The 23,983-nt window shown below is 68.5% G+C and carries 25 protein-coding genes and 1 pseudogene; 19 read left to right on the top strand and 7 right to left on the bottom strand.

Annotation, left to right across the window (positions count from 1 at the left end):
* The first annotated feature begins 210 nt into the window (after positions 1 to 210).
* The 6 genes from VHD82_RS20020 to VHD82_RS20045 all read left to right on the top strand — a co-directional run bounded on the left by VHD82_RS20020 (position 211) and on the right by VHD82_RS20045 (position 6,101).
* Positions 211 to 3,132, top strand: a complete 2,922-nt coding sequence (locus tag VHD82_RS20020) for a nitrate- and nitrite sensing domain-containing protein (protein WP_325705803.1) — start codon at positions 211 to 213, stop codon at positions 3,130 to 3,132.
* A gap of 3 nt (positions 3,133 to 3,135) precedes the next feature.
* Positions 3,136 to 3,588 carry a roadblock/LC7 domain-containing protein gene (locus tag VHD82_RS20025; protein ID WP_144746958.1) on the top strand — a complete coding sequence of 151 codons (453 nt, stop codon included), beginning with the start codon at positions 3,136 to 3,138 and terminating at the stop codon, positions 3,586 to 3,588.
* A 24-nt stretch (positions 3,589 to 3,612) separates the two neighbouring features.
* A complete protein-coding gene (locus VHD82_RS20030; RefSeq protein WP_414637549.1) occupies positions 3,613 to 4,395 on the top strand; it encodes a DUF742 domain-containing protein in 783 nt (260 codons plus the stop codon).
* Positions 4,376 to 4,984, top strand: coding sequence for a GTP-binding protein (locus VHD82_RS20035; protein ID WP_325705815.1), 609 nt, complete (start codon positions 4,376 to 4,378; stop codon positions 4,982 to 4,984). Before VHD82_RS20030 ends, VHD82_RS20035 begins: the two co-directional genes overlap by 20 nt.
* Before the next feature lie 142 nt (positions 4,985 to 5,126).
* Positions 5,127 to 5,549, top strand: a complete 423-nt coding sequence (locus VHD82_RS20040) for a roadblock/LC7 domain-containing protein (protein ID WP_325705817.1) — start codon at positions 5,127 to 5,129, stop codon at positions 5,547 to 5,549.
* Positions 5,550 to 5,552: 3 nt separating this feature from the next.
* Positions 5,553 to 6,101 carry a DUF742 domain-containing protein gene (locus VHD82_RS20045; protein WP_325705819.1) on the top strand — a complete coding sequence of 183 codons (549 nt, stop codon included), beginning with the start codon at positions 5,553 to 5,555 and terminating at the stop codon, positions 6,099 to 6,101.
* A gap of 282 nt (positions 6,102 to 6,383) precedes the next feature.
* Here the strand turns inward: VHD82_RS20045 and VHD82_RS20050 are convergent, their stop codons facing one another.
* Positions 6,384 to 8,615 carry a helicase-associated domain-containing protein gene (locus tag VHD82_RS20050; RefSeq protein WP_325705822.1) on the bottom strand — a complete coding sequence of 744 codons (2,232 nt, stop codon included), beginning with the start codon at positions 8,613 to 8,615 and terminating at the stop codon, positions 6,384 to 6,386.
* A 91-nt stretch (positions 8,616 to 8,706) separates the two neighbouring features.
* Between VHD82_RS20050 and VHD82_RS20055 the strand changes: the two genes are divergently transcribed.
* The 4 genes from VHD82_RS20055 to VHD82_RS20070 are packed head-to-tail and all read left to right on the top strand — an operon-like array spanning position 8,707 to position 11,727.
* Positions 8,707 to 8,892 (top strand): hypothetical protein, encoded by a 186-nt coding sequence (locus VHD82_RS20055; RefSeq protein ID WP_325705825.1) that lies wholly within the window; start codon positions 8,707 to 8,709, stop codon positions 8,890 to 8,892.
* A 12-nt stretch (positions 8,893 to 8,904) separates the two neighbouring features.
* Complete coding sequence (locus VHD82_RS20060; protein WP_325705828.1) at positions 8,905 to 10,299, top strand: NAD-dependent malic enzyme; 1,395 nt, start codon at positions 8,905 to 8,907, stop codon at positions 10,297 to 10,299.
* Positions 10,300 to 10,309: 10 nt separating this feature from the next.
* Complete coding sequence (gene moaC, locus VHD82_RS20065; protein WP_325705831.1) at positions 10,310 to 10,780, top strand: cyclic pyranopterin monophosphate synthase MoaC; 471 nt, start codon at positions 10,310 to 10,312, stop codon at positions 10,778 to 10,780.
* Complete coding sequence (locus VHD82_RS20070) at positions 10,777 to 11,727, top strand: molybdenum cofactor biosynthesis protein MoaE (RefSeq protein ID WP_325705835.1); 951 nt, start codon at positions 10,777 to 10,779, stop codon at positions 11,725 to 11,727. The genes moaC and VHD82_RS20070 overlap by 4 nt, the downstream gene beginning before the upstream one ends.
* Before the next feature lie 226 nt (positions 11,728 to 11,953).
* Here VHD82_RS20070 and VHD82_RS20075 read toward each other — a convergent pair whose 3' ends face one another.
* The 3 genes from VHD82_RS20075 to moaA all read right to left on the bottom strand — a co-directional run bounded on the left by VHD82_RS20075 (position 11,954) and on the right by moaA (position 14,401).
* The gene (locus VHD82_RS20075; RefSeq protein WP_325705837.1) at positions 11,954 to 12,598 is read right to left on the bottom strand and encodes a transglycosylase family protein; all 645 of its coding nucleotides are present in this window, start codon (positions 12,596 to 12,598) and stop codon (positions 11,954 to 11,956) included.
* Between the two features lie 480 nt (positions 12,599 to 13,078).
* Positions 13,079 to 13,333 (bottom strand): MoaD/ThiS family protein, encoded by a 255-nt coding sequence (locus VHD82_RS20080; RefSeq protein WP_325705840.1) that lies wholly within the window; start codon positions 13,331 to 13,333, stop codon positions 13,079 to 13,081.
* 6 nt (positions 13,334 to 13,339) lie between these two features.
* Entirely contained in the window at positions 13,340 to 14,401 is a 1,062-nt protein-coding gene (gene moaA / locus VHD82_RS20085; protein ID WP_325705843.1) for a GTP 3',8-cyclase MoaA, read from the bottom strand.
* 199 nt (positions 14,402 to 14,600) lie between these two features.
* Here moaA and VHD82_RS20090 point away from each other — a divergent pair, with 199 nt between their 5' ends.
* The 7 genes from VHD82_RS20090 to VHD82_RS20120 are packed head-to-tail and all read left to right on the top strand — an operon-like array spanning position 14,601 to position 19,791.
* Entirely contained in the window at positions 14,601 to 15,080 is a 480-nt protein-coding gene (locus tag VHD82_RS20090; protein WP_325705845.1) for a MarR family transcriptional regulator, read from the top strand.
* A gap of 33 nt (positions 15,081 to 15,113) precedes the next feature.
* Positions 15,114 to 15,518 carry a TOBE domain-containing protein gene (locus VHD82_RS20095; protein WP_325705848.1) on the top strand — a complete coding sequence of 135 codons (405 nt, stop codon included), beginning with the start codon at positions 15,114 to 15,116 and terminating at the stop codon, positions 15,516 to 15,518.
* Positions 15,515 to 16,303, top strand: coding sequence for a molybdate ABC transporter substrate-binding protein (gene modA, locus VHD82_RS20100; RefSeq protein WP_325705851.1), 789 nt, complete (start codon positions 15,515 to 15,517; stop codon positions 16,301 to 16,303). The genes VHD82_RS20095 and modA overlap by 4 nt, the downstream gene beginning before the upstream one ends.
* A 31-nt stretch (positions 16,304 to 16,334) precedes the next feature.
* Positions 16,335 to 17,102 carry an ABC transporter permease gene (locus tag VHD82_RS20105; RefSeq protein WP_325705854.1) on the top strand — a complete coding sequence of 256 codons (768 nt, stop codon included), beginning with the start codon at positions 16,335 to 16,337 and terminating at the stop codon, positions 17,100 to 17,102.
* Positions 17,099 to 18,154: a sulfate/molybdate ABC transporter ATP-binding protein gene (locus tag VHD82_RS20110; protein ID WP_325705857.1), complete on the top strand. Its 1,056-nt coding sequence runs from the start codon at positions 17,099 to 17,101 to the stop codon at positions 18,152 to 18,154. Before VHD82_RS20105 ends, VHD82_RS20110 begins: the two co-directional genes overlap by 4 nt.
* Positions 18,155 to 18,163: 9 nt before the next feature.
* The gene (locus VHD82_RS20115) at positions 18,164 to 18,970 is read left to right on the top strand and encodes an HAD-IIA family hydrolase (protein WP_325705860.1); all 807 of its coding nucleotides are present in this window, start codon (positions 18,164 to 18,166) and stop codon (positions 18,968 to 18,970) included.
* 20 nt (positions 18,971 to 18,990) lie between these two features.
* On the top strand, positions 18,991 to 19,791 hold the full coding sequence (locus VHD82_RS20120; RefSeq protein ID WP_325705863.1) for a metallophosphoesterase family protein: 801 nt from the start codon (positions 18,991 to 18,993) through the stop codon (positions 19,789 to 19,791).
* Between the two features lie 386 nt (positions 19,792 to 20,177).
* Here VHD82_RS20120 and VHD82_RS20125 read toward each other — a convergent pair whose 3' ends face one another.
* Complete coding sequence (locus tag VHD82_RS20125) at positions 20,178 to 20,552, bottom strand: YccF domain-containing protein (RefSeq protein ID WP_325705866.1); 375 nt, start codon at positions 20,550 to 20,552, stop codon at positions 20,178 to 20,180.
* Positions 20,552 to 21,310, bottom strand: a complete 759-nt coding sequence (locus VHD82_RS20130; protein ID WP_325705869.1) for a PhzF family phenazine biosynthesis protein — start codon at positions 21,308 to 21,310, stop codon at positions 20,552 to 20,554. Before VHD82_RS20130 ends, VHD82_RS20125 begins: the two co-directional genes overlap by 1 nt.
* Before the next feature lie 52 nt (positions 21,311 to 21,362).
* On the opposite strand from VHD82_RS20130, the pseudogene VHD82_RS20135 reads away from it, so the two are divergent.
* Positions 21,363 to 22,076, top strand: a pseudogene (locus VHD82_RS20135) (AMP-binding protein); the annotation flags it as partial.
* A gap of 14 nt (positions 22,077 to 22,090) precedes the next feature.
* A complete protein-coding gene (locus tag VHD82_RS20140) occupies positions 22,091 to 23,614 on the top strand; it encodes a recombinase family protein (RefSeq protein WP_414637550.1) in 1,524 nt (507 codons plus the stop codon).
* Positions 23,615 to 23,679: 65 nt separating this feature from the next.
* On the opposite strand, the gene VHD82_RS20145 is transcribed toward VHD82_RS20140, so the two are convergent.
* Positions 23,680 to 23,967, bottom strand: a complete 288-nt coding sequence (locus VHD82_RS20145) for a hypothetical protein (RefSeq protein ID WP_325705875.1) — start codon at positions 23,965 to 23,967, stop codon at positions 23,680 to 23,682.
* Between the last annotated feature and the right edge of the window lie 16 nt (positions 23,968 to 23,983).

Below are 23,983 nucleotides of genomic sequence, written 5' to 3' on the forward strand. Positions count from 1 at the left end.
CCCATTCTGATCGTCAGGATTCGGCGCTCTACTGAGAGTGGTTTAACCGCGTTCAAGCTTGGGAGTTCTTTCAGGTCACGGCACCGCTCATGGATCAGCCCTCGCGCCTTTGCCCAGGAAGGGTTACATCTTCACCGGCTGTTCGCTACCCTCTGCACCTGCAAAAGAGGTTCGAACCCCAATGCTGGCGGGATTGACGGTGGTACAGCGGTGCCGAGAGAAGACACCCCACATGTAGCGGGGACTCCTGCGCAGCAGTCTTCGGCGCGATCCAGTGGATCGCGACTGAGCCTACGAAACTGGAAGCTGCGCTCCAAGCTGGTCCTGGTCCTGGCGGTGCCGACCCTGACCGCCCTCGTGCTGGGCGGCCTGCGCGCCTACGACGAGCTGCATCAGGCCGACGAGTTCGGCCAGACCACAACCCAGGTCGACGTGGCCACCAAGGTCACCGACGTGATCCACCAGCTGCAGAGCGAGCGGATGCTCGCCGTTGCGAAGATCATCACGCCCGGCGACGTCGACCTCCAGAGTGCACTGAACAGCCAGATCCGCCAGGTCGACCAGTCCGTGGCGGATCTGCGCGAGTCCGCCTCACAGCTCCAGATCGACGACGCGTCGAGCAAGCAACGCTACGACCGGGGCCTGCAGCGGCTCGACACCCTCGCCGCGCTGCGCACCACGGTCAACACGCCCCCGTACTCCGAGCAAGCGGCCTTCACCACCTACACCTCGATCCTCGACTCGCTGAACCAGCTCGGTCAGGAAGTCACCATCGCGGTGAACGACCGCGACCTGCTGCGCCAGGGCACCACGCTCCAGTCGCTGTCGGAGGCGAAGGAGTTCGAGTCGCGGCAGGACGCCGCGATGGAGATCGCGGTGATGCGCAACGGGTTCACCGGGCTGCTGCTCGACCAGGTGCGCCAGGCGCAGGCCAGCGCGGCGGCCACGCTCAACGTGTTCAAGGCGAACGCGAGCACCGACCAGCTGCAGTTGTTCAACGACACGGTCAGCGGGCCGGACGTGGACGGCCGGGAACGGCTGGCCGCGGGTGCGCTCGCCCGCGGCGCGGAAGGCCAGCCGCCCGGCATCGACCGCAACGAGCTGGTCGCCGACAGCACCGGCACGATCAACAAGATGCGCACGATGGAGAGCGATCTGCTGTCCAACCTGCGCTCCAGCTCCCAGGCACTCGCCGACGGCGCGACCACCGCGGCCTGGCGGGACATCGGGATCGTGCTGGTCGTGCTGATCGGCGCGCTGATCCTGACGTTCCTGATCGCCCGGATCATGCTCCGGCCACTGCGCGTGCTGCGGACCAGCGCGCTGGACATCGCGTACACGCGGCTACCCGAGACGGTCAACCGGATCCTGCAGGACCCGGACCCCGTCGCGGCCTCGGCCAACGCGGTCGATCCGGTGCCGATCACCAGCCGCGAGGAGATCGGCGAAGTCGCGCGCTCGTTCGACGCGGTGCACGAACAGGCCATCAAGATGGCGGCCGAGCAGGCGCTGTTGCGGGAGAACGTCAACGGCATCTTCGTGAACCTGTCCCGGCGGTCGCAGCGGCTGGTGGAACGCCAGCTCGGCGTGATCGACCGGCTCGAGGCCGACGAGCAGGACCCGGACCACCTCGCGAGCCTGTTCGAGCTCGACCACCTGGCGACCCGGTTGCGCCGCAACGGTGAAAGCCTCCTGGTGCTCTCCGGTGCGGGCCTGGCGAAGTCGGTGCCCAAGCCGGTGTCGGCCGCGGACGTGATCGGTGCCGCGGTGTCGGAGATCGAGCAGTACGCGCGCGTCGAGGTCGGCGTGATTCCGGAGGTCGCGGTGCGCGGGCTGACCGTGCACGACCTGGTGCACCTGTTGGCCGAACTGCTCGACAACGCCACGTACTTCTCCGAGCCGGAGACGAAGGTGAGCGTCCGCGCGGTGGTCACCCGCCGCCGGTCGCTGGCCATCCAGGTCACCGACCGCGGGGTCGGCATGTCCGAAGAGCAGGTTTACGAGGTCAACCAGCGCCTCGCGGACCCGCCCGACCTGGACGTGTCGGTGACCCGGCGGATGGGCCTGTACGTGGTCGCGCGGCTGGCCCAGCGGCACGGCATCGAGGTGCGGATCCGGGAGAACGAGGACATCGAGGGTGGCGTGATCGCGCGCGTCGTGGTGCCGGCCGAGCTGCTGGGCCCGGTCGTCGCCGACGCGCCGCCGCTGCCGCCGGCCCCGTCCGAGACCTCGCTGCCCTCGATCCCCGCGGTGCCTGCGCAGCGGCCCCGGCCCGCGTCGGTCGAGTCCGAGCAAACCCAGCGACAGCAACGAATTCCGGATGGTCCCGGCGGGCTGACGCCACTGGCGGAGCCGATCAGCCTCGACGATCTGGTGGCCGGTTCGCCCAACGCGGCGTTCATGAGCCGGGGCAAGCCCGGTTCGAACCCGTCCAACGGGCATCCACCGGAGGGCACGACCCGGTTCACCCCGCTCCAGCTGCCGAAGCGGGAACCGCAATACGTACCGGTGGCTCCGCCCGAGCCGCCGGCCGAGGAACCACCGGCCCGCGAGACCGGCGTGCTCGACGACGACGTGCCGACCAAGCGGCTGCCGATCTATCAGTCGGTTGTCTCCCGGTGGTTCAGTGAAGACGGCGACGACGACCAGGGCACCCGCGGGGAGGAGTCCGAAGGCCCGATGACGGGAGATCTCGGCGAACCAGCAGTCCGGCAACCGGAGCCAGAACCGGAATCCGAACCGGAAGCGCTGGAAGCCACACCGATGCTCGACGAGGTGTGGCGCAGTGCGGCTGACGAAGGCTGGCAGGCCGCGCAGTCGCTACTGGAGCCGAAGGGTGAGGAGGTCACCCCGGCCGGTCTGCCCAAGCGCGTACCCAACGCGTACCTGGTGCCAGGCTCGGTCACCGCGGGTGAGTCCTCGTCGGCGTCGTTCACCGACACCACATCGGCACGACCTGGCCACAGCGCCATCGCGAGGTCGGCTACAGCGGCGCGTGACCGTATGGTGAGCTTCCAACGGGGCTACACCTCCGGCCGGCATGCGCTTGACAACTCAGGCCGGCGGGCCGGAGAAGGCGTTTCGGTGACTGGCGGGGAGCTGTCCCTGCCCGAATACGGCAGTGAGGAGTGACGAGTGACACGGCCGGGTTCTCTTCAGCCGAAAGGCTCGAAATCTCAAGGTTCGCAGAACGGTTTCGCCTGGCTCATCACGGATTTCGTGCACCGCGTCCCTGGCGCGGCACACGCTGTGGTGGTTTCCGCGGACGGACTGATGCTGGCCGCTTCCCGCGGCCTGCCCAAGGACAGGGCGGACCAGTTGGCCGCGGTCGCTTCGGGGCTCACCAGCCTGGCGCGGGGCGCGGCGAAGGTCTTCGAAGGCGGCCCGGTCGCGCAGACCGTGGTCGAAATGGCAAACGGCTTCTTGTTCCTGATGTCGGTTTCCGACGGTTCCTGCCTCGCTGTACTGGGCTCGCCGGACAGTGACATCGGTCTCGTAGTCTATGAGATGACATTGCTCGTCGACCGGGTCGGACAGCAACTGACCCCAGAGATGCGGGCCCAGTTGCAAGGGGCCGTGCGCGGATAACACCGCGCGACGAAGGGGACTGGAGTGGACGCGGGGCGATCAGCGGACTTGGACGGGGACCGAATGGGGATGGGCTCCACGGCTTCCGGCTCGGATCCGGAGGAACCGCGGAATGCGCTGGCCGACGATGACTGGACGCAGTTCCGGGCACGAGTGGACCGGGAGTGGCGGCAGCGCCGTGCGACCGGTGCCGACGGCGGTGAACCCACAGGTTCGTCGTTGCCTGCTTATCAGACGGGCGAGTTCCGCACGCCCGATTTCGGGGACCGGCTGATGTCCGGTCCCGGCTCGGAGCTGTTCGGTGGCGGACCGGACAGCGGGTCGCCCAGCGGAGAGTTCTCGGCTTTCCCGCCCGCCGCACCCGGACCGGGCCCGGCGAGTTATCCGAACCATCCCAGCCATCCCAATCACCCGAGTCACCCCAGCCTGCCGGCGATCCCGACGTCCATGCCGCCGGCGCCGGCGGAGAGTTCGGGGCTGGTCCGCCCGTACTTCCGGACCGGTGGCCGGACCAAGCCGACGTACGATCTCGCGATCGAGGCACTGGTGTCGACCAGCGAGCGCGGGCGTTCGCTCGACCGCGTCCGGGTGCCCGAGCACCGGTCCATCTGTGGACTGTGCCTGGACACGCGCTCGGTGGCCGAGGTGGCGGCCTATCTACGATTGCCCCTCGGCGTGGTGCGCGTGCTGATCGGTGACGTGGCCGGTCTCGGTCTCGTCCTCGTGCACACCGCGACCGTCGCTGTCGGCGATCGTCCCAGTATCGAATTCATGGAGAGGGTGCTCAGTGGGCTTCGGAGAATTTGACTCCGACGCGAACACGTCGGTGGCCAGCGGGCCGACCCAGTCGGCCAAGATCGTGGTGGCCGGCGGCTTCGGTGCGGGGAAGACCACCCTGGTGGGTGCGGTGTCCGAGATCGACCCGCTGACCACGGAAGCGCAGATGACCGAGGCCAGCATGTCGGTCGACGACGTCAGTTCGACGCCGAACAAGGTCACCACCACCGTGGCGATGGACTTCGGCCGGCTCTCGCTCGACTCCGATCTCGTGCTGTACGTGTTCGGTACGCCGGGGCAGCACCGGTTCTGGTTCATGTGGGACGACCTCGCGCTGGGTGCCATCGGTGCGGTCGTGCTGGTGGACACCCGCCGGTTGGCTGACGCGTTTCCCTCGATCGACTTTTTCGAGAACCGGAAACTGCCCTACATCGTGGCGATCAACTGCTTCGATCGGTTGCTGCATCACCAGATCGAGGACGTCCGGCATGCGCTGACGATCGCGGACAACGTGCCGATCATCGCGTGCGACGCACGGGATCGTGAGTCCGCGAAGCAGGTGCTGATTTCGGTCGTCGAGCATGCGATCACCCGCGATACGGCGCTGCAGCCTGGCTGAGTGTCCGGGCGGTCACCGTCGAGGTACGGCCGTTGGGGTGAAGATGGGGATCACCCATCGTTGTGGGTCGACAAGGCTGCTGTGAGGAATACCCTGACAGGGAATAATCGCGACTACCGCTTCGATCGGCGAGGAGGCACCAGTGACAGCGCCGGCTCAACAGGCGGGCAGCTTCGGCTGGCTGATCACCGATTTCGTGCGCAGGGTCCCTGGCGCGGCGCACGCCGTGGTCGTGTCCGCGGACGGTCTGCTGTTGGCGAGTTCGGACGGGTTGCCGAAGGATCGCGCCGACCAGCTGTCCGCGGTTTCCTCCGGCCTGGTGAGCTTGACTCTCGGTGCGGCGCGATGTTTCGACGCCGGCGTGGTGAACCAGACCGTCGTGGAGATGGAGCGCGGTTACCTGTTCCTGATGTCGATCAGCGATGGCTCGTGCCTGGCGGTGCTGGCCGCGCCGAACTGTGACATCGGCACGGTTGCTTACGAAATGACCCTGCTGGTCGACCGGGTCGGTCAGCAGATGACGCCGGAGTTGCGGATGCAGCTCCAGGGCGGCGTGCGCGGGTAGGCGATGCGAGGACTGACGAACGGGGCCCCGGGCCCCGAACTTGACGAGTGGGAAGCCCTGCACCAGGGCGCGGACCGTGAGCCGCTGGATTCCCCGGCGCGGTTCAAGCTGAATCGTTCGGCCGTGCTGACGGCGGTGCGGTCGTTGCCGGGCGTGAAGCGTGCCCCCGCCCCGGTGCCGGCCCCGGCTTCGCCGCCCCCGCCGCGCTCGATGGGCCGCCGCATGATGCGCCCTTATGCCCACACCCGCGGCCGGACGCGCCCCGACTACGAGCTGGCGCTGGAAGCCCTGGTGTCCACAAGCGACCGTGGCCGCCGGTACGAGGGTGCGGTTTCGGTGCAGCACAGGCGAATCTGTGATCTGTGTGTGGAGCCACGCTCGATCGCGGAGATCGCGGCGTTCCTGTACCTGCCGTTGAACGTGGTGAAGGTGCTGGTCAGCGACATGGACAACCTGGAGCTGGTGATGATCCACCAGCCCGGTTTGTCCTTCGGGGACCGTTCCTCCCGGCAGTTCATGGCGCGCGTGCTGGACGGTTTGCGAGGGCTTTGAAAGGCCCCAGAGTTGGGTGGTCATCCCGTCGCCTGCCCGGGGTGAAGTGGTACCGCTTCCGCAGGCGACGGGATGACCACAACTCGCCCACCTCGAAGACCGGCGGTCGAGCTACGGGCCCCTGGGCGTCCTTGAGCCTGCCCCTCCGGCGAGGAGATCGTTTTCCCTTGCGTAGCAAGGGTTACGCAGTGTTCGGCGCTGGGGATCGATTCGGTGGCGGGGTCTGGGCGTGGTGGTCGTCGGCTTGCGTTGCCGGGCGGGTAGCAGCCTGCGAAAGCGCTGTCAGTCCTCGATCAATGCGGCGGAAGTGATGCGGTGCAAGGGGAAGCGCTGATCATCCGTGCTCATCAGCACGCCACCACCGACATGCGCGGGGGTGACGATCCGCTGGCTGGCGGTGCCATGCGAATCGACAAAGCCGATCCACACCTCGCGCTGTTCTCGGCTCGCACGGGCCAGTAGGGCCATCGTCGCGGAGGTGTCCGAACCGCCACCGCCGGCGGGGAGCCGCACTTCCGCGCCCCGACGTCGGCTCGCTGCACGGTCGCCGGCACGGAGGTGGGCGATCACCGTGCTCAGCTGGTCCGAGTTGGGCCCTGCCGGTTCACCCGTCACACGGCGGGTTTGCTTGGGGCGGGCGGGAATTCGCCGACCGCTCGGGCGGAGGTCGAGTACCCGGCCGTCCGGGCCTTCGGCGGCGGGGGCGAAACCGGCGGCACGCAAACCGTCGAGAACTTCGGCCAGCGGGATCGGGCTCACGAGCACCGTCGGCGCGATTTTGCGTAGTTCGTATTCGGTCGCGACCGGGTTTCCCAGCACCTCGGCCAGTAGCACCTCGTCGTCACAGCGCAGGAAGGACGCGGCGGCGCCACCTCGCAAGCGGCCGTGGCGGCGGGCGACGTCGTCGATCAGGTAAGTGAGGGACTGTGGCACCGGGGTGGCCGAGCGGGCGCGGAACAGTTCATGTAGCTCGTCCGCCGTGCGGCCCGCGTCGAGCGCGCGGCGCACCGTTGCTTCGGTGATCCGGTAGACCGTTGCGTGCCCGGCCGATTCGACGTCCGCGACCGTCTTGATCTCCGTGGCGAGTTCCGGCTCCAGCGGGCCCGGCGCGACGACGGTCAGATCGGCTTGCACCAGTACGTGGTCGATCGGGGCGGGCATCGCGTCGATCATCGCGTTCAAGGCGCCGCTACGGTCTTCGGCCAGGAGCGCCTTCGTCGCGGTGGTCAGTGCGCCGAGCGCGACCACACCGAGGATCGACGCCTCGGCCATCGTCCAGCGGACCGTCTCGTCCCGCAGCCGCCCGCCACGCCGGGGCGCGCGCCAGGCCAGTACCGCGACCAGCTCGTCAACGCTCTTCACGCCCGAGCCGTCAGGAAGTTCGAGCAGGCTTTCCAGGATCCGCCGGCGATTCACCGGGGCGAGCGGCCGACGTAAATCGTCCGACAGCGGGGCCATCGCCTTGTCCTTCGAATCCCGCTGACCTGCCAGGCCTGGCAATCGTGGCAGGTCCAGCCAGGCCTGCGCGAGGGTGAGCCAGCGCTGGGCGGGAGCCGAAGCGAGCCACGAATCGGTCAAGGTGGTCGGCACCCATTCGGGCGTGGCCGACCCGCTGTCCGCGACCAGGCCGGCGCCCACGGCCAGCTCCGCGAGCACCGTGGCCCGCACGTCGTCGACGTCGAGCTCACGCGCCAACTTCCGCAGCTCCCGCACGCCGAGCCCGCCCGCCTTGAGCACCGGCGGCGGCTGCTCGGACCACAGGTTCAGCAGGGATTCCAGCTGGCGCAGGAATTCCGCCGCCTCGCCGGCCGCCGCTTCGTCCACAGTGGACTGTTGGTGCGAGTTGGTCGGCAGTGCCGGTTCCTCGATCGCGCCCGGCGAGACCGCGCGACCACCGCGCAGCGCGACGCCGAGCTCGCGGGGCAGCTCCACCGTGTCGTTGTTGCGGCGCAACAACAAGCCGCGCGCCAGCAGCCGCTGTACCGGGGTTTTCGCTTGCTCCAGCGGTACCTCCACCGCCGCGTCCCGACTGCGCCCGATCGGCGGACCTGACGCGAGGGCGCCGAGGACGCCACGCTCCTCGTCCGTCAGCTCGGCGAGGTCGAACCCGGCCAGCGCGGGCACCGAAGCGCCGAGCCCGGCCGGGTACGGGCCGACGATCTCCCGCGTGACCGGCAGCACCCGGATCGCGTCGTCGTCGCCCCAGGCGATGGCGCGAGTCTTCAGCCGGGCCAGCGCCGGAGCGGGATCGGCACCCACCAGCTCGGCGACCGGCGCGAGCGGCACCGGCTGAGTGTCGGCGTCGGCGACCAGCAGGGCGTCCAGCACAGCGAGGGTGAACGTGTCGAGCTCCTCCAGCGAACGGGCGGTGGAGCCGGCCGTGCCCGCGCGCGTAGCGAGCACCGTGCTGTCGGAAGGGGGCGGGGTGGCCAGGTCGCGCCTGGCCTGCAAAAGCGCGGCCAACTCGTCGTCGGACGCGGAACGCAGCCAGTCCGCCAGAGAGGTCGCGGGCATCACTGTTCAGGATACCGCCCTGATCTCCGCGCACCGCCCGCGTTGAGGCAAACTGAAGGAAGCACAGGCAGGCCAGACCCGGGAGGACGACGTGGCCAAGGAAAACGGCAAAAAGGCCGGACGGATCGACCCGACCTGGCCGCAGGTTCCCGAGGGTGAGCACCCGGTGACCGAGCTCGCGGCCGACCGGCAGGGCGCGCTGTCGCCGTACGGCGACCTGACCTTCCCGCTCGACACGGTGCCCTACGTGCACCCGGAGACACAAATCAACAAGTAAGGGGTAACGACAGTGCCGGTTCCCGGCCCCGGTTATTCGATCACTGTCCGTGTCGAGGCGCCGCCTTCGGCGAGCGCAGCGGGCGATCTCACGACCGCCGTCGGCCGGGTGGGCGGCGTGCTCACCGCGTTCGACATCGTGGATTCGAACGCCGACGCGATCGTGGTCGACATCACCGCGAACGTTTCCAACGCCGACCACGTCGAGGACATCACCAAGGAACTCGACTCGCTGCCCGGCGTTCGCGTGCGCAAGGTTTCCGACCGCACGTTCCTCATGCACCTCGGCGGGAAGCTCTCCGTCACGCCCAAGGTGCAGCTGCGCAACCGTGACGATCTGTCCCGCGCCTACACCCCGGGCGTGGCCCGGGTCTGCCAGGCGATCGCGGCGAACCCCGCCGACGCGCGCCGGCTGACCATCAAGCGCAACACCGTCGCCGTCGTCACCGACGGCTCGGCCGTGCTCGGTCTCGGCAACATCGGCCCGGAGGCCGCGCTGCCGGTGATGGAGGGCAAGGCGGCGCTGTTCAAGAAGTTCGCCGACGTGGACGCGTGGCCGGTGTGCCTGGACACCCAGGACACCGAGGAGATCATCAAGATCGTCAAGGCGCTGGCGCCGGTGTACGCCGGGATCAACCTCGAGGACATCGCCGCGCCGCGCTGCTTCGAGATCGAGGCGCGGCTGCGTGAGCAGCTGGACATCCCGGTGTTCCACGACGACCAGCACGGCACCGCGATCGTGGTGGTCGCCGCGCTGCGCAACGCCCTGCGCGTGGTCGGCAAGAACATCGAGGACTGCAAAATCGTGGTCAGCGGCGCCGGCGCGGCCGGTTCGGCCATCGTCCGCCTGCTGCTGCACAAGAAGCCCGGCGACGTGATCGCCGCCGACATCAACGGCATCGTGCATGCCGGGCGCGGCGACACCGACGAGAACCTGCGCTGGCTCGCGGAGAAGACCAACAAGGACAACGTGTCGGGCAGCCTGCACGACGCGCTCGTCGGGGCCGACGTGTTCATCGGGGTGTCGGCGCCGAACCTGTTCGGCGCCGAGCAGGTCGCCACCATGGCCGACAAGGCGGTGGTGTTCGCGCTGGCCAATCCGGACCCGGAAATCGATCCGCTGGAGGCGCAGAAGCACGCCGCGGTCGTGGCCACCGGGCGCAGCGACTACCCGAACCAGATCAACAACGTGCTCGCCTTCCCCGGGGTCTTCCGCGGGCTGCTCGACGCGCAGGCGCACGACATCGACGACGAGATGCTGCTCGCCGCCGCGAACGCGATCGCGGACGTGGTCGACGACCGGCTCAACGCCTCGTTCATCGTGCCCAGCGTGTTCGACTCCGCCGTCGCGCCGGCCGTCGCCGACGCTGTGAAGGCAGCCGCGAAACGAACGGGAGCCAGAAGCTAGTGTCGCGGATGTGAGTGAACTCAGCCACGTCGACCGGACCGGGGCGGCCCGGATGGTCGATGTCTCCGGCAAGGAGGCCACGGCCCGCACGGCGGTCGCGACCGGCGTCGTGCGGACCACGGCCGAGGTGGTCGGGCTGCTCTCGTCCAACGGTCTGCCCAAGGGCGACGCGCTGGCGACCGCGCGGATAGCCGGGATCATGGGCGCGAAGAAGGTGCCCGACCTGATCCCGCTCTGTCACCAGATCGCGCTGTCCGGGGTCAAGGTCGAGTTCGAACTCGGCGCGGCCGAAGTCCGGATCACGGCCACCGCCAAGACGAAGGACGTCACCGGCGTGGAGATGGAGGCGCTCACCGCCGTCGCCGTCGCCGGGCTCACGGTGCACGACATGATCAAAGCCGTCGATCCGGCCGCCACGCTGGACGAAGTCCGGCTGGAGCGCAAGGACGGCGGCAAAACCGGAGTCTGGGAGCGGCCATGAAGCGCACCGCACGGGTGATCGTCGCGTCGAACCGCGCGTCCGCCGGGGTCTATGCCGACCACACCGGGCCGGTGATCGCGCAGTGGTTGACCGAGCACGCCTACGAAGTGCCCGAGCCGCTGGTGGTGCCGGACGGCGAAGAGGTGGGCAAGGCGTTGCGTGAGTGCCTGCGTGACGACGTGGAAGTCATCATCACCACCGGCGGCACCGGCATCTCGCCGACCGACCGCACCCCGGACGAGACGGCGGCGGTGCTGGACCACCAGCTGCCGGGGCTCGCCGAGGCGATTCGTGGCGCCGGCCTGCCCAAGGTGCCGACAGCCGTGCTGTCGCGCGGGCTGGCCGGGGTCGCGGGCAAGACGCTCGTGGTGAACCTGCCCGGCTCGCGAGGTGGGGTGAAGGACGGCCTCGGCGTACTGGAGGGCGTGCTGGACCACGCCGTCGACCAGCTCGCCGGCGTCGACCACCCGCGCCCGGCCGCGGCTGCGGGCCCACAGCCGGTGCCGACCACTCCGGTGACCCCGCCGCGGATCGCGCTCGCGCAGGTGACCGAGCAGCCGTTGTCCGTCGAGGCGCATGCCGCGCTGGTCGAGGACCAGGGCGCCGGCGCCGTGGTCAGTTTCGGTGGCGTGGTCCGAAACCACGACGGCGGCAAATCCGTTTCGACGCTGTACTACGAAGGGCACCCGAGCGCGGGCGACGTGCTGGCCCGCGTGGTGGCCGAGGTGGTCGCCCGCCGGGAAGGCGTGCGGGTGGTGGCCATCAGTCACCGGCTGGGCGCGCTCGCTATCGGGGATGTGGCGCTGGCCTGTGCCGTCGCCGCCGACCACCGCGCCGAAGCTTTCGCCGTCTGTGCGGAGCTCGTGGACGAGGTCAAGTCCCGGCTGCCGGTCTGGAAGCACCAGCGCTTCGCGGACGGCACGGACGAATGGGTCAACTCGCCCTGACGGGACTCATTGCGGCTTCTGGGAAGCTCTCCGCTGCCCTCGCTCGACCGAGAGTCACCCTGACGCGCCGAAAGGCCCCACCGCCCGGGGGATCGGCGGTGGGGCCTTCGGTCTGTCACAGGGTTTCGTGGAGCTCCTGAACCCGCGGGACTCAGGGCGTCACGTTTCCCGCGATCGCACGACGGGTGGCCTTCGACAGGTCACCTCGCCAGTGGCCTTCAACAGGTCACTTGGTGGCGATCTTCTGGCCGACCAGGATCAGGTTGGCGTTGGGGATGTACTGGGCGTTCAGCGACTGCAGCTTCTGGTACCCGCCCTGAACGCCGGCCTTCTGGGCGATCTTGGACAGCGTGTCGCCGGCCACGACGGTGTAGTCACCGTTGGGGTTGGAGCTCGGCACGCTGGTCGCCGCGGGCGCGGTGACCTTCTTCGGAGTCGAAGACGTGGACTTCTTCGGGGTGGTGGCCTTCGGAGCGGCGGTCTTCTTCGAGCTGGTGCTCTTGCTCGAGCTCGAAGCCGAGCCACCCTTCTTGCCACACACCGGCCAGGCACCCAGGCCCTGGCCCTGCAGAACCCGCTCGGCGACCGCGATCTGCTGCTCGCGCGAAGCGCCCTGCGGGCTGCCGGTGCCGCCGTAGGCCTTCCAGGTGCTCTGCGTGAACTGCAGACCACCGTAGTAGCCGTTGCCGGTGTTCGTGTTCCAGTTGCCACCGCTCTCGCACTGCGCGATCGCGTCCCAGTTCACGCTGGCTGCCTGCGCGGGGGTCGCAGCGATGGCCAGCGGGGTGCCGACTGCGATACCGGCCACGGCGACGCGGGCGATGTTGCGGGCGGCGGGGGACAGCTTGCGGTGCTTGCCTCGGTAGGACATTCGAAATATCTCGGGCTTCCACGCCGTCGAGCCGGACCACAGGCCCAGGCTTGCAGGCGCGCCCTTTCGGGGCGCGGGGTCACCCGGCGGGATCCGGGCTTACCGACTGGTCCGCGCTTCGGGGGCGAGGACCGGTCCCTTCCGTCCCTGTCCGGAAGCTACTTTCGCTCGGGGTTTGGTTCCGGGATTCCGCCGGACAGGGTTTGGCGCTTTCGGAATCCCGGTCTTGCTCGGCCGGTCGGGGCCAGCCGAAAAGCGACGGTACGTAACTGCGAGCGTGATCGGAAATTATCCGGTACGTGACCTACATCACAGTAACGGCACGCAACCTACAACGATTTGGGTGTTTCTCCTGGTCAGCTCGCCGTTACCGGGCCGTTTCCTTCTCGAGATATTTCACTGATCGTGAGGTCTGGGTCACGTCGTTTCGGCGCGACTGGTCCGTTGGTGCCAGGCTCTGAACGGACCGGGAACCGTCGATCAACCACCGGCAAACGGCGGGAGAACGTCGAGTTCCGAACCATCCGGAAGGAGCCGGGAATGATCGCGGACCGCGATTCCGTCGATCAGAAAACTCGCCGCTTCGAGCACGCGGGGCAGGTCGCTGGGATGGCGCTCACGCAACACGCCGAGGGCCTCGTGCACCGACACGCCGGCGGGGAGCTGGACGGTCTCCTGCTCGACACCCGCGGCGGCCCGTGCGGAGGCGAAATAACGCACCAGCACCGTCGTCACGCGGCCTCAGCCCCCGATCGCGCTCATCGGCCGGATCGGCTGCGCGAACCCGGCGTCGTTGATCTCGTGCCCGGCAAGTTTGCCCCACATGGTCAGCCGCCACGCGCGCGCCACCTCTTCGTCGTCCGCTCCGCCGCGGAGTAGGGCGCGCAGGTCCGTCTCGTCGTTGCTGAACAGGCAGGACCGCACCGCGCCGTCGGCGGTGAGCCGGGTGCGCTCACAGGCCGCGCAGAACGGCCGGGTGACCGACGCGATGATGCCCACGTCGGCGGGCCCGCCGTTCACCAGCCAGCGTTCGGCCGGCGCGCCGCCGCGCTCGGCGGGGCTGGGCGACAAGGAAAACTCCGCCTGCAGCCGCGACATGATCTCGGCCGCGGTGATCATGTTCGACCTGTCCCAGCCGTGCTGGGCGTCCAGCGGCATCTGCTCGATGAACCGAAGGTGATAGCCGTGTTCGAGGCAGAAGCGCAGCAGATCCGGCGCCTCGTTCTCGTTCACACCGCGCAGCAGCACCGCGTTCACCTTCACCGGGCCAAGGCCGGCGTCGCGCGCGGCAGCCAGCCCGTCCAAGACGTGCGAGAGCCTGTCGCGGCGGGCGATCTCGCGGAAGGTCTCCGGGTTGACGGTGTCGAGCGAGACGTTGATCCGGTTCAGCCCGGCCTCGGCCAGCGCCGGTGCCCGCTTCGCGAGCCCGATGCCGTTGGTGGTCATGGAAAGTCGTGGCCGCGGGCGCAGCGCGGAGATCTGTGCGATCAGCTCTTCCAGCCCTGCCCGCAGCATCGGCTCGCCGCCGGTGAGCCGGATGTCGGTGACCCCGAGCCGCTCCACCGCCACCCGCATCAGGCGCAGCAGTTCCGCGTCGGTCAGTACCTCTTCTTTGGGTAGCCACGGCAGGCCCTCGGCGGGCATGCAGTAGGTACAGCGCAGGTTGCACCGATCGGTCAGCGACACCCGCAGATCGGTGGCGACCCGGCCGAACGTATCGACGAGCACGGGCGTGTCCGGTCGGGGCGCGGACACGTCATGGGTACCCGGGACACGGGGAAGACCGAGATTTACCGCACTCATTGGCACCAGCCTAACCCGCGTGACCGCCCCGCGACGATCACTAGACTATTTACCGATCCGATCCAAAGTAGGCCGACTCGGCCACCGGCGGCCGACCTACGTTTCGCTGGTAGCCGTGGCTGCCGATCGGATCGGTAACGATCGGCGCAGTAGGACGGTGAGTGTTTCGAATGCAGAGAGGTCCGGGGGAGGAAGCGGGATGACGGAGCGGCCGAAGTACCCGGTGCCGCCCGAGGTACTCGAGCGCTTTTCCGAACTCGGGCGGGAAACCAGCACTCTCGCGGTGCTCCGGCACGCACGGATCGCCGAGCGGATGGGGCTCTCCGGCACCGACCACAAGGCGCTCGATCTCGCCTCACGCGAGGAAGGACCGTTGACAGCGGGCCGGATCGCGCAGCTCACGGGCCTGTCCACCGGTGCGGTCACCGGAGTGATCGACCGGTTGGAGCGCGCGGGTTTCGTCCGCCGGGTGCGCGACACGCAGGACCGGCGCAAGGTGCTGGTCGAGATCCTGCCGCTGGACGAAGAGAAATACCTCCCGTTGTTCGCATCGGCGATGGTCGCGATGGAACAGGTACTCGAGCGTTTCAGTCCGGAGGAACGTGACGTGGTGGAACGGTACGAGCGCGAGATCATCGCCGCGGTTCGCGCGGACATCTTCGACGGCCAGGACTCATAGCTTTTCCGCAGGCACGGAGATAATCTCGCCCGCATGCCGCAATTTCGGTTTTCGGAAGCAGCCGGGTTGCTCGGGGTCAGCGACGACACGGTTCGTCGCTGGGTTCGCGCGGGCCAGCTGACCGCCGGCGTGGATTCGGCCGGCCGCAAAGTGGTCGACGGAGCCGAGCTGGCCGCCTTCGCACGTGACCAGGCAGCCCAGCCCGACGATCCATCGGACGTCGGGCGTTCGGCGCGCAACCGGTTCGTCGGGCTGGTCACCGAGGTGACCGCGGACAAGGTGATGGCGCAGGTGGAGATCCAGTCCGGTCCGCACCGGGTGGTCTCGCTGATGAGCACCGAAGCGGTCCGCGAGCTCGGACTGCGGCCCGGGGTACTCGCGGTGGCTGTGGTGAAGGCGACGACGGTCGTCGTCGAGACTCCTGGAGGAGAGCGTTGAAGAAAGTACTGGCGGGACTCGCCGGCCTGGCACTGGTGCTCACCGGCTGCGGTTCCTCGAACGACAACGCCGGCAGCAGCAGCGGCACCAGCAGTGCCCCGGAAGCTCGGACGCTGACCGTGTACGCGGCCGCGTCGCTCACCGAATCGTTCAACGTGCTCAAGACCGAGTTCGAGGCGGCGCACCCCGGCGTCACCGTGACCTACAACTTCGGCGGCTCCTCGACGTTGGTCCAGCAGCTGACCAACGGCGCGAAGGCCGACGTGTTCGCCTCCGCGGACGAAGCCAACATGACCAAGGCCGTGCAGGGCGGGGTGGTGAACGGTGCGCCGACGATCTTCGCGACGAACAAGCTGACCATCGCGACGGCGCCGGGCAACCCGAAGAGCATCAAGACCTTCGGCGACCTGTCGAACGGAAGCCTCAAGGTCGTGGTCTGCGCGTCCCAGGTGCCGTGCGGTTCGGCGACCGCGAAGGTGGAGAAGAACACCGGGGTCACGCTGAAACCGGTCAGTGAGGAACAGGACGTCAAGCAGGTGCTGACGAAGGTCGAGTCCGGGGACGCCGACGCCGGGCTGGTCTACGTCACCGACGCCAACACCGCGCAGGGCAAGGTCGCGCAGGTGGACTTCCCCGAGTCGGCGCAGGCGATCAACAACTACCCGATCGCGGTGCTCAAGGACGCCCCGCAGGCCGATCTTGCCCAGCAGTTCGAGCAGTTCGTGCTCGGCGCACAGGGCAAGGCGGAGCTGACCAAGGTGGGCTTTGGCTCGCCGGCCCAGTAGCCGGTCCGTTCCCAGGGCGAAGGTCCCGTGGGTGCTGTGGGTGCCGGCGGGACTCGCACTGTTGCTGGTCGTGCTGCCGGTGGTCGGGCTGCTCGTGCGGTCCGACCTGCGGCGGCTGCCGTCGCTGATCGTCTCGCAGTCGGCGCTGGAGTCCCTGCGGCTCTCGCTGGAGACGGCCGCGTTTTCGACCATCGGCTGCGTGGTGCTCGGGGTGCCGTTGGCTGTCGTACTCGCGCGGTCGCCGCTGCCCGGGATCCGGGTGCTGCGGGCGATCGTGCTGCTGCCACTCGTGCTGCCGCCTGTCGTTGGTGGGCTGGCGTTGCTGTATCTGTTGGGGCGCAAGGGTTTCCTCGGCTACCTGCTGGACGTGACGCTGGGCGTGACGGTGCCGTTCACCACCACCGCCGTGGTGATCGCGCAGATCTTCGTCGCGATGCCGTTCCTGGTGGTGAGCCTCGAAGGGGCGCTGCGCAACGCCGGCGACTCCTACGAACAGGTGGGTGCGACGCTCGGCGCGAAGCCGTGGACGGTGTTCCGGCGGGTCACCCTGCCACTGCTGCTGCCCGCGCTCGGGTCCGGTGCGGTGCTCAGTTTCGCGCGGGCGCTGGGCGAGTTCGGGGCGACGATCACGTTCGCCGGTAGCCTCGAAGGCGTGACGCGGACGCTCCCGCTGGAGGTCTACACGCAGGCCGAGTCCGATATAGACAGTGCGGTCGCGGTGGCGTTGCTGATGATCGTGGTCGCCATCGTGGTGATCGCCGTGGCCAGGCCGCGGGCGCTGGAGGGCAACGCGTCGTGATGCTGCGAGCCGAGATAGCGCTGACGCGGGGCACGTTCGACCTCGCGGTGGAGTTCGAGGTACCCGCCGGAACGGTGCTGGCGATACTCGGGCCCAATGGTTCGGGCAAGTCCAGCCTGCTCGGCAGCCTCTCCGGGCTGTTCCGGCCGCAGCGAGCGACGATCCGGCTCGGCGACCGGGACCTGCACGGGCTGCCGCCGCATGACCGTTCGGTCGGTCTGCTCTCGCAGGATCCGTTGCTGTTCCCGCATCTGTCCGTTGTGGACAATGTCGCGTTCTCGCCGCGGTCGAAGGGGGCGTCGCGTGGCAAATCGCGGCGGATCGCGCGGCGCTGGCTGACCGAGGTCGACGCGGCCGAGTTCGCCGACCGCAAGCCCCGGCAGCTTTCCGGCGGGCAGGCGCAGCGGGTTGCGGTGGCTCGCGCGCTGGCAGGCGAGCCCGACCTGCTGCTGCTCGACGAGCCGCTCGCGGCGCTCGACGTGGATTCGGCGCCCGCGATCCGCGGCCTGCTGCGCCGGGTGCTGAGCAACAACGACAACCGCGCGACCGTGCTGGTCACCCACGATCCGCTCGACGCACTCGCGCTGGCCGATCGCGTGCTCGTTCTCGCCGAGGGCCGGGCTGTCGAACGCGGGCCGACGCGGGAGGTGCTCGCCGCGCCGAGAACGGCGTTCACCGCGCGGATCGCGGGCCTCAACCTGATCCCGGGAATCGCCGTGGCGGAAGGATTGCAGACCGAAGAACGTCTGGTCGCCGGCCTGCTCGCCGACGACACGGCGCTCGGCGAGCCCGCGGTGGCCGTGTTCGCGCCGAGCGCGGTGGCCGTGTACCCGGCCGAGGACGGTCACCCGGGCAGCCCGCGGAACACCATCGCCACCGTGGTGACGACGATCGAGCCACACGGTCCGGTGATCCGGCTGCGCACGGAGGCCGGCTTGTCCGCCGATCTGACCCCCGCCGCCGTCGCCGACCTGCGGCTGGAGCCGGGCACGCCGGTCCGGCTGTCGATCAAAGCCACGACAGTGACGGTGCATCCGGCTTCGGGCCAATAGGGTGTGGGTATGACGGACTGGACGTACCTGACCGACATGGACGGGGTGCTGGTGCACGAGGAGCACCTCGTCCCTGGCGCCGACGAGTTCCTTGCCGAGCTGCGTGCCAACGACACGTCCTTCCTGGTGTTGACCAACAACTCGATCTACACCCCGCGTGACCTGCGGGCGCGGTTGCAGCGCAGTGGTCTGGACGTGCCCGAGGAGCGCATCTGGACCTCCGCGCTGGCCACCGCGAAGTTCCTCGACAGCCAGCGCCCGAACGGTTCGGCGTTCGTCATCGGCGAGGCCGGGCTGACCACGGCGCTGCACGAGGCCGGGTATGTGCTCACCGATCGCGACCCGGACTACGTCGTGCTGGGCGAGACCCGGACGTACAGCTTCACCGCGATCACGCGGGCGATCCGGCTGATCGAGGCCGGCGCGAAGTTCATCGCCACCAACCCGGACGCGACCGGGCCGAGCCTGGAAGGGCTGCTGCCGGCGACGGGTTCCATCGCGGCGCTGATCGAGCGCGCCACCGGACGTTCCCCGTACTACGTCGGCAAACCGAACCCGCTGATGATGCGCTCCGCGCTGCGTTCACTCGGCGCGCATTCGGAGAGCACCATCATGATCGGGGACAGAATGGACACCGACGTGCATTCCGGGATCGAGGCCGGCCTGCAGACCGTGCTCGTGCTGACCGGGATCTCGACGAGGGAATCGGCGGAACGCTATCCGTACCGGCCGACACTGGTGATCGATTCGATCGCCGACCTGGTCGGTCACACCCAGGACCCGTTCCGCGCCGGGCTGGTCTCCGAGAAGTACTGAGCAGGGCTTATGGTCAAACCGTGGATGTCCCGACTTACGCCGTAGGTGACGTGCACGGGCATCGGGAAGAGCTCACCGACGCCCTGCGCGCGAAGAAGCTGGTCGACGACGACGATGACTGGTGCGGTGGTGACGCGCGCCTGTGGTTTCTCGGCGACTTCGTGGACCGCGGCCCGGACGGCGTCGGCGTCATCGAGCTGGTGATGCGGCTGCAGGAACAGGCCGAGGACGCCGGTGGCGCCGTGGAGATGTTGCTGGGCAACCACGAAATCCTGCTGCTGGGGATGTACCACTTCGGGGACGGCGAGGTGCCGTCCGATTTCGGGCCGCGGAGTTTCGCGCGCAGCTGGGAGATCAACGGCGGGCAGCTCTCGGACCAGGACGCGCTGACCGACGACCATATCGAATGGCTGAGCACGAGGTCGCTCATCGCGCACGCCGACGAGCACCTGCTGATGCACTCGGACACCCTGGAGTATCTGGACTGGGGCGACACCGCGGAAGAGATCAACGAGACGGTGCAGGAAATACTGGCCGGGAACGATCTCGCCGCGTGGTGGGATGTCTGGCGCCGGATGACCACCCGCTACGCCTTCCGCGGCCCGGACGGCCCCGAGGTCGCCGACCGTGTGCTGCAGCAGCTCGGCGGGGAGCGGATCGTGCACGGGCACAGCGTGATCGCCGACCAGCTGGGCATCCACCCGACGCAGATCGAGGCGCCGTTCCTCTACGCGAGCGGCAAGGTCCTGGGCATCGACGGCGGTTTGTTCGCGGGTGGCCCGTGCTTGATCGTGCCGCTGCCGTGGGAACCAGAGGACTAGGCAGGACCCCGGCACCCGGCAACGCAAGGCGAGCCACCCCACGACCGCACCCCGCCATCGCCCCGATCCCTGCCGCACTTGCGGTTCCGGGTTCGGGTCAAGGCATCTTTCCCGCTCCGAGGCGGGCCCGGAACCGCGAACACTCACGGATCGGGGCGGTGGTGGGGTGCACAAAGCGCGCTCTGCGCGCGTCCGTTGCTGCCGCAACGCAGCGAGACGCACGCTTCAAGGGTGGGGGTCATCCCGTCGCATACTCCCAAGGGAATCATTTCGAGCCAGGCCCGCGATCTTGCGTGGTCGGGGCCGGAACCCGCGCGGGTGCGGACCTGATTCAAAGTGATCCCGGGGATCGCAGGCGACGGGATGACCCACCCGTGAGGCGCAAGCTACGGCGCCGGAACGATCTCCCGCCCCAACGGCAGCAGGCTCACCGGAACCATCTTGAAGTTCCCCAGCGCCAAGGGAATCCCGATAATCGTCACGCACAGCGCGATGCCGGTGAGGATGTGCCCCAGCGCCAGCCACCACCCGGCGAACACGATCCAGATGACGTTGCCCAGCACCGAGGCCGCGCCCGCGTCACGCCGGTCGACGAGGGTGCGGCCGAACGGCCAGAGTGCGTAGTTCGCGATCCGGAACGAAGCGATGCCGAACGGGATCGTGACGATCAGGATGCAGCAGACGATCCCCGCCACCAGGTAGCCCACCGCCATCCAGAACCCGCACAACACCAGCCAGACGACGTTCAACACCAAGCGCATCAGACCATCAGCTCCCCACTCGACACGGTGACGGCCTGGCCGGCGAGCCCGACCCGTTCGCCCCGCAGCTGTGTCCGGACGACCCCGCCGCGCTCCGACGCCTGTTCGCCGACGAGTTCGTCCCGGCCCAGCAGTTGCGACCAGTACGGCGAAAGAGTGCAGTGCGCGGAGCCCGTCACCGGATCCTCGGGCACGCCGACCGCGGGACCGAAGACGCGGCTGACGAAGTCGATGCCCGGCTTGTCCCCTGGGGCCGTGACGATGACGCAACGGGCGGGCCAGCCGGCGACGACGTCCAGATTTGGCTTCACCGCACGGACTTCCGCGGCTGTCGCGGCGCGGACCAGGATGTCGGTCTTGCCACGGAACACGCCCGCCACGGTCACGCCGGGCAGCGCACTGGTCACGTCCTCGCTCGCTTCCGCCGGCGGGTCCACCGGGAAGTCCATGTGAACCCAACCATTCTCGGCGTGGGTGCGAAGCTCACCGCTTCGGGTGAGGAACACCTGATCACCGCCGAGGATGTGCCCGGTGGCCAGCGTCGCGTGCCCACACAGGTCGACCTCGACCGCCGGGGTGAACCACCGCAGCGGCCGCGGACCCTCGCCGAGCTCGACGAACGCCGTCTCCGCGTGCTTGAGCTCAGCAGCGACGGACTGCATCCATGACGCGTCGGCGGGCTCGTCGAGCAGCACGACTCCGGCCGGGTTGCCGGTGAACGGGGTGTCGGTGAAGGCGTCCACGATGTACAGGCGCATATCGCCACCATAGACTCGAACCCGTCAATGTTGACGATCTCCAGGAGGCATCATGCCTGGCGTACCCGCGGTGCCGAGTTACTCCTCCGGCACGTCCGACGTCCCGCTGCTCGGTGACACGATCGGTGACAATTTCGACCGTACTGTGCAGGCTTTCGGTGATCGTGAGGCGTTGGTCGACTGCGCGGCCGGGCGGCGCTGGACCTACGCCGAGCTGGCGGCCGAGGTGGACGCGCTCGCGCTGGGCCTGCTGGAGCTGGGAATCGGCAAGGGCGACCGGGTGGGCGTCTGGGCGCCGAACTGTGCAGAGTGGACATTCACCCAGTACGCGACGGCGAAGATCGGCGCGATCCTGGTCAACATCAACCCGTCGTACCGTTCGCACGAGCTGGAGTTCGTGCTCAACCAGGCCGGGATCCGCCTGCTGGTGGCGGCGGAGCGGTTCAAGACCTCGGACTACGCCGGCATGATCGAAGAGGTGCGGCCGCGGTGCGCGCGCCTGGAGCAGGTCGCGCTGATCGGCGGCCCGGTGTGGAATTCGTTGCTGGAGAACGGAAAAGCCGCCGAACGCAGCACGCTGAGCGGGATCGGGCTTTCCGCCGACGACGCGATCAACATCCAGTACACCTCCGGCACGACCGGGTTCCCGAAGGGCGCGACCCTGTCGCACCACAACATCCTCAACAACGGGTTCTTCGTCGGGGAGCTGTGTAATTACACCGAGGCGGACCGGATCTGCATCCCGGTGCCGTTCTATCACTACTTTGATACACTCCGTACATGGAGAACATCGAGGTCAGAGCCATCGGGGGCGCCCGCGTCTCCCATGTGCAGGGTGCAGAGAAGACGAGCCACCTCGACCAGCACAGCGTGGTCGGGAAGTACATCGCCAGCCGGGGCTGGACGGTAGCCGGATCGTTCGAGGATCTCGACGTCTCCGCTATCAGCACGTCGCCGTGGGACCGGCCGGACCTCGGTCCGTGGCTCAAGGATAAGGCGCACGAGTGGGACGCGCTGGTGGTCGCCAAGACGGACCGACTGTTCCGGTCGGCCAAGGATTCTGTCGACCTGGCCGACTGGGCAGAGAAGAACCGGAAGATCCTCGTACTCGCGGAGGACGGGATCGTACTGGACTTCTTCCACCCGCAGGACGAACAGGACCCGTGGTCTCAGATGATGGCCAAGATCTTCCTACTCCTGTCGTCGATCTTCGCGGAGATGGAGGGGCGCCGGTTCATACAGCGCGCCAAGGGGCGCGTCCGGGCTCTCCGAGGGACCGATCGGTGGGGCTGGGGCATCGCCCCGTACACGCACCGCGTGGTCAGCCACCCCAGCGGCAAGGGCAAGGCCCTGGAGTTGAATCCGGATACACAGCCGGTGATCCATGACATCGTGGAACGACGTCTGTTCGCCGAGGACCAGTCCCTGACGAACATCGCGACGTCCCTCAACGCCGAGGGGGTTCTGCCCCCGCGCGACCAGCGCCGTGTAGAGCGCGGCGAGGAGCCGGAGGGCGATAGGTGGACCGTGAACCAGATCCGGCGGGTTCTGACGTCCCCGGCCACTCAGGGAATCAAGCTGTCGAAAGGCAAGCCCGTGCTCGACGAGCAAGGGCGACCGATCCGGGTCGGCCCGCCGACGTTCGAGCCGGAGGTCTGGGACCGGCTACAGCGGCTGCTCCAGGAACGGGCCGGTGAGCCCCGTAAGCGACGCCACAGCATCAACCCCCTTCTGGGCGTGGGGAAATGCGGCCGGTGCGGGAAGAACCTCCGGCAGCACTCGAATACCACCCCGGCGAAGGTCACGCACCGGTACTACGTCTGCGGGGCGAGCCCCAAGTCTTGCCCGGGGATCTCGTTCCGCGCCGACGACGCGGACGAGCTGATCGAGGAGCGCTTCCTCCGGGAGTGCGGACATCTGCCGGTTCTCCGGCGTGTGTTCCAGCCGGGAGAAGACCACTCCTACGAGCTGGCCGACGTCGAGCGCACGATCGAAGCGCTCCGGACGGACCGCGCGCTGGGGTTGTTCTCGGGCGAGGAGGACGAGGCCCGGTTCCGAGACCAGATGAAGGCGCTCATCGCCCGGCGTGGTGAGCTTCAGGCCCTGCCCTCCCGGGCCGCTGGTTGGGTCTACGAGGCGACGGAGAGCACCTACGCGGAGGTCTGGGCCGAGGCTGACGCCGAAGGGCGTAGGAAGCTCCTGACGGACGCCGGAGTCACGATCACGGTGGAATCCCTGTCCGAGGCAGAGATCTTCATCCCCGAGGACATCGTCGACCGCATGAAGGCAGCCGCCGCGCGGTAGCCCAGAAACGAAAAAAGGCCCCCTCTTCCCGGCCGTGTGGCTAGGAGGAGGGGGCTTTTCGTGTATCAGGCTGCGATCGGGGCAGTCGGCAGGTCGACCCGACCGGGGCGTTCGGTCTCGGCGACAGTCGGCTCCGGGTGGACGTAGACCGGCACAGTCTGGATCGTGTCGGTGCCTGCGTTCTTGGGCGCCACGTAGACGCCCGCCGCGCCGCAGATCCACGTGGCCACAACCAGGACGGCCGCAGCGACGTTCTCCGGCAGGGACACGCCGAACATGGTCAGGAATCCGATCAGCGACGCGGGCGTCGCCCCGCCGACCAGACCACCGATTAGCTTGCTGATCTTGTTCATGGGGGTGGGGTCCTTT

Origin of the sequence: Amycolatopsis sp., assembly GCF_035546795.1 — a bacterium.
In the GTDB taxonomy this organism is placed as follows: domain Bacteria; phylum Actinomycetota; class Actinomycetes; order Mycobacteriales; family Pseudonocardiaceae; genus Amycolatopsis_E.